Genomic DNA, 657 nt, shown 5'->3' with positions numbered 1-657 from the left:
CCGGCGACACCGACAGCACCGACGGGGTCACGGCGGCCCGGCTGGACCGGCTGGCCACCGCGCTGCGGGACGGGCTGCGGGCCGGGCACAGCGACCACCCGCTGCTGGCGGCCGTGGTGGACACCGCCGTGCGGTACCGCATCGAGCCGGAACTGTTCGACCGGTTCCTCGACTCGATGCGGATGGACCTCACCACCACCGACTACCCGTCGCGCACCGAGCTGCTCCGCTACACGCACGGCTCGGCCGAGGTGATCGGGCTGCAGATGCTGCCGGTGCTGGGCACGGTGGTGCCGCGCGCCGAGGCCGCCCCGCACGCCGCGGCGCTCGGCGCCGCGTTCCAGCTCACCAACTTCCTGCGGGACGTCGCCGAGGACCTGGACCGCGACCGCGTCTACCTGCCCGCCGACGAGCTCGCCGCCCACGACGTCGACCGGGAATTGCTGCGCTGGTGCCGCGACGTCGGTCACGCCGACCCGCGGGTGCGGGCGGCGCTGGCCGACCAGGTGGGCCGCACCCGCGAGCTGTACCGCCGGGCGCTGCCCGGGATCGCCATGCTGGAGCCCGCGTCCCGCCCCTGTGTCACGACCGCGTTCCGGCTCTACTCCGGCATCCTCGACGTGATCGCCGAACGCGGGTACGACGTGTTCGCCGGAC

At 74.7% G+C, this 657-nt stretch carries 1 protein-coding gene; it reads left to right on the top strand.

What is annotated here, in order from left to right; all coding sequences use genetic code 11:
* A partial coding sequence (locus SACPADRAFT_RS31895; RefSeq protein ID WP_198048239.1) for a phytoene/squalene synthase family protein occupies positions 1–657 on the top strand: 657 nt, incomplete at both ends.

The organism is Saccharomonospora iraqiensis subsp. paurometabolica YIM 90007, assembly GCF_000231035.2.
GTDB classification, from domain to species: Bacteria; Actinomycetota; Actinomycetes; order Mycobacteriales; family Pseudonocardiaceae; genus Saccharomonospora; species Saccharomonospora paurometabolica.
Note: the sequence above shows the minus strand (reverse complement) of the source record. Positions and strands in the feature narration are given on the sequence as shown.